The sequence below is a fragment of the Steroidobacter sp. genome (genome assembly GCF_016790065.1).
Taxonomy (GTDB): Bacteria; Pseudomonadota; Gammaproteobacteria; order Steroidobacterales; family Steroidobacteraceae; genus Steroidobacter.
The window spans coordinates 1-4,152 of record NZ_JAEUPY010000694.1; the positions used below are offsets into that span (position 1 = coordinate 1).

Here is a 4,152-nt window from a genome sequence, read left to right on the forward strand (position 1 = left end):
GCATGTCGATCAGAAGGCGAAGTGGATCTACTTCAGGGCGTCGGGACGCGAGCCCGGAATGGATCTTTATTATTTCCAGTTATATCGCGTCAAGCCGGATGGTTCGGGTCTGACCCGCCTGACCCCCGACGATGCTCAACATGAGGTTAGTTTCTCGCCCGATGGGCGTTACTTCATCGCGCGCTCGTCGCGGGTCGATCTGCCGCCTACCACGGTGTTGCGCCGGGCAGATGGCAGCCTGGTACGAGTGCTGGAGAAGGCCGACATTTCCGCGTTGACGGCGCTCGGCCGGCAGCGAATCGAACGCTTTCGTGGCAAGGCGCGAGATGGCGTTACCGACATCTATGCAACGGTCTACTGGCCGAGCGACTTCGATCCCAAACGCCGTTATCCGGTGCTCGATGACATCTATGGATTCCCGGGCGTGAAAGCCCTCACCGTATTCAATCCAGGTAAGCCCATCGCGGAACTCGGCTTCATCGTGGTGGAGGTCGATGGTATCGGGACCGGCCGCCGCTCCAAGGAATTTTCTGATGCCTCCTACGGCAACGGTTGGGCGCAGGCCGGCGGTTTGCTGGACCATATCGCGATCATCAAGCAGCTGGGCGCTCGCAATCCGTCATTCGATCTGGAGCGCGTCGGCATCTATGGCTACTCCGGCGGTGGCCACACGGCCACGCGAGCCATCCTCGACTATCCGGAGTTCTTCAAAGTCGCCGTCGCGGGCGCGGGTTCGCACGACGTTCGTTTGTATCAATACGAGTGGGGCGAACACTATGTGGGACAGCTGGCCGAAGATCCCGAAGCTTTCGATCTGCAAGCCAATAGTCGTCATGTAGCAAAGTTCGCAGGCAAGCTGTTGCTGGCGCATGGCGACATGGATGACGACGTCTCCATCGCCAGTACCATGCAAGTCGTGGACGCCTTGATCAAGGCGAACAAAGACTTTGACATGCTGGTGGTGCCCGGCGCGACGCATGACCTGCATTTGCATCCCTATTACATCCGTCGGCAGTGGGATTATTTCGTACGGCATTTGTCGGGGCGTGAGCCGCCTGCGGGCTATCGTGTCGCGCCTGCCGGCTATCGGGGTTCGGAAGCAGCAGGTGGTGGCTCGTGAGGTTCGCTGCAATCAAGCGCGGGCTGTTGCTGTGTGCGTTGCTGTTGGTCGCGCCGCTGGGGTTGGCTCAGCAATGGCAAGACGCTGCGCCACGCCAGGCTGGTCAAGGTCAAGGACCGTTCAAGCGGTTGGTCATCACCAATGTGATGTTGATTCGAGGCCACAGCATGCCTGCGAGCGGGCCAGCGACATTGGTGATCGAGGGTAACCGTCTCGTCAGCTCCGCCGGCTTCACGCCTCGGCCTGATGATCAGGTGATTGATGCCACAGGGCTGTATGCATTGCCGGGCTTGATCGATACCCACGTCCGATTGATCGACGGCGGCTATGAGAGCTTGCCACCCGACTATGGATTGAAGTTGTTGCTGGCGCATGGAGTGACCGCCATCGCATCGATGCAGGATCTAAGTCGCGTCGACTGGGCCTTGCGTCTGCAGCGCCAGTCGGCTGCCAACGAGATCGTCGCGCCTCGCGTGCAGGTCTGGGCAGATGTTTCAGGAGACTCTGTCGAGGAAGTGCGAGCCAATGTGCGCGTGGCAAAGAAGCGCGGGGTGTTCGGCATTGGCGAAGGATCGGTGTACACCAACAATGTGGAGGTGATGCGCGCGGGCCTCGATGAGGCAAGAAAGGCCGGTATGCGCTCTCATTGGCACATGAGTGCGTCGGTGGCGCCGCGTTTCAACGCTCTCGATGCAGCTCGCGCCGGGTTGAACGGCTTGACGCATTGGTACTGTTTGCCGGAGGTGTTGTTCGAGGGGCAGACACATCCACACTATCCTCCGGGTTTCAACTTCTCGGATGATCGTCAGCGCTTCGCCGCCGCCGGGCGTTTGTGGAAACAGACGGCGCCGCCGCACAGCCCCCATTGGAACAAAGTGCTCGATGAGTTTCTCGCGCTGGACTTCACCTTCGAGCCTACGTTCAGTGTCTATGAGGCGCATCGTGACTACATGCGAGCCAGCCGCGCCGAATGGCACGATGCGTATCTGCACCCTTTGTTGGAGAAGACTTTCATTCCCAGCACGACGGAGCGCTTCTCGCATTTCTACGATTGGACCAGTACCGATGAGGCCGAGTGGCGTAACAACTTCCGCCTGTGGATGGCCTTCGTCAACGAGTACAAGAATCGCGGCGGCCGCGTGATCGCCGGCACGGACGCGGGCTTCATGTGGTCGAACTTCGGTTTCGGATTGATTCGGAATCTGGAAATGTTGCAGGAGGCCGGCTTCTCGACCTTGGAAGCGCTGGATGCCGCGACCATCAAGAGCGCCGAACATCTGGGCTTGCAGGCGAGCATCGGTTCGCTGGAAACCGGTAAGCTCGCCGATGTGGTGCTGGTGGCGGGCAATCCTCTCACGGATCTCAAGGCTTTCTACGCGGGCGGCACGCTGCGATTACAGCCCGACGGCTCGGCCAAAAAGCAGGGCGGGGTGCGCTACACGATCAAGGATGGGATCGTCTACGACGCGCATGGGCTGCTGCGCGAAGTCGAACAGATGGTGAGCGAGGCCCGAGCCAGACGATAACTCAGGGAATCTGAATCGCCGTTCCGGTCTTCACCCGATCCAGCGCGATCAACGTGCGGTAGCGCTCGACCAGCCCGCTTTCCTCGAACAGGCGACGGGTCAGCGCTTCGTAGGCCGGCATGTCCGGCACGACGATGATCAAGACCATGCTGATGCCGCCGGTGACATAGAAGCATTGTTGAACGTCGGGGCTATCGCGGAACAGCGCTTTGGCGGCGTCGACCGTGGCCGCGCGCTCGTTCTTCAAATGCACTTCGACGATGGCGGTGATGGTCATCGCCACAGCAGCGGGGTCGACCAACGACACGTTGCCCGCGACGATGCCGCTTTCCTCCATGGCGGCAATGCGCCTCTGCACGGCGGCGGCGGACAGGTTGACCGCCTCGGCGATGGTTCGCTGAGGGGTCTTGTTGTCGCGCTGGATGATGCGGAGGATGGCCCGGTCGAAATCGTCCAGTTTGCGACGGGGCGGGGTGTCGGCGTTCATAGCCCGATTTTTTGTTGCATTCGACCCCCAAATCAAGAGCCTTTGGCTCGCAGCGACGATGCTACAACTCGTCGCCATGACGACGCTCTCCGTTACAACCGCAGATCGCGCCCCCGGCGGCAGCTCCACCTTGCTCGGAACCGCTTTTGGCATGGGCGCCGGAGCGCTGTGGGGCTTGGTTTTCCTGGCTCCCGAGCTGCTGCGCGAGTTCAGCCCGCTGCAACTCACCATCGGTCGGTATCTTGCTTATGCGCTGATCGCGGCGGCTTTGATCGCGCCGAGGTGGCGCAGTCTGGTTGCCAGACTCACGCGACAGGAATGGCTCGCGCTGGCTGGCCTGGCGTTCACCGGTAACACGTTGTACTACGTGCTCCTGTCCAACGCCGTGCAATTGGGCGGAATCGCCATGACCTCATTGGTGATCGGCTTCCTGCCGGTCGCGGTCACCATCATCGGCAGTCGCGATCAAAACGCCGTGCCACTGCGGAAGTTGTCGCTGTCCCTGGCGCTGTGTGCCGGCGGCGCGGTTTGCATCGGCTGGCAAGCGGTCGCCCAGGCCGGCGCCGGTTCGGTCGGCACCCAGCTAATTGGATTTCTGTGCGCGATTGGCGCGCTGGTATCGTGGACGGCGTTTGCAGTGAGCAATCAACGTTGGCTGGTCCGTCTGCAGCACGTGTCCGCTCACGAATGGAGCTTGCTGACCGGAATCGTCACCGGCGCTCAAGCGCTACTTCTAGTCCCACTCGCGTTGGCGCTGGGAAGTGGCGAGCATGGAGCCAGTGAGTGGGGTCGATTCGTGGCCGTCTCGCTCGGTATCGCGGTGTTGGCGTCGATCGTCGGCAACGCGTTCTGGAATCGTATGAGTCGGTTGTTGCCGTTGACGCTGGTCGGCCAGATGATTTTGTTCGAGACGCTGTTCTCGCTGATCTACGGCCTGTTTTGGGAACGGCGCTTTCCCACGTCGTTGGAAAGCGCGGCGTTCGTTTTGGTTGTGCTCAGTGTGCTGTCTTGTCTGGCCG

Annotated in this window: 4 protein-coding genes; 3 read left to right on the forward strand and 1 reads right to left on the reverse strand. The window is 60.9% G+C overall.

Annotated elements, in window-relative coordinates:
- Positions 1-1,120 (forward strand): alpha/beta hydrolase family protein (locus tag JNL55_RS28570; protein WP_293862709.1); only part of this gene is annotated, 1,120 nt, incomplete at its 5' end.
- Positions 1,117-2,646 carry an amidohydrolase family protein gene (locus JNL55_RS28575; RefSeq protein WP_293862711.1) on the forward strand — a complete coding sequence of 510 codons (1,530 nt, stop codon included), beginning with the start codon at positions 1,117-1,119 and terminating at the stop codon, positions 2,644-2,646. The genes JNL55_RS28570 and JNL55_RS28575, both read left to right, overlap by 4 nt.
- 1 nt (position 2,647) lies before the next feature.
- Here the strand turns inward: JNL55_RS28575 and JNL55_RS28580 are convergent, their stop codons facing one another.
- Positions 2,648-3,133, reverse strand: coding sequence for an Lrp/AsnC family transcriptional regulator (locus JNL55_RS28580; protein ID WP_293862713.1), 486 nt, complete (start codon positions 3,131-3,133; stop codon positions 2,648-2,650).
- A 76-nt stretch (positions 3,134-3,209) separates the two neighbouring features.
- Between JNL55_RS28580 and JNL55_RS28585 the strand changes: the two genes are divergently transcribed.
- A partial coding sequence (locus JNL55_RS28585; RefSeq protein WP_293862715.1) for a DMT family transporter occupies positions 3,210-4,152 on the forward strand: 943 nt, incomplete at its 3' end.

Excerpts from the sequence above, each read along its gene's own strand:
- JNL55_RS28580 (WP_293862713.1), bottom strand. The coding sequence starts at position 3,133 with ATGAACGCCGACACCCCGCCCCGTCGCAAACTGGACGATTTCGACCGG.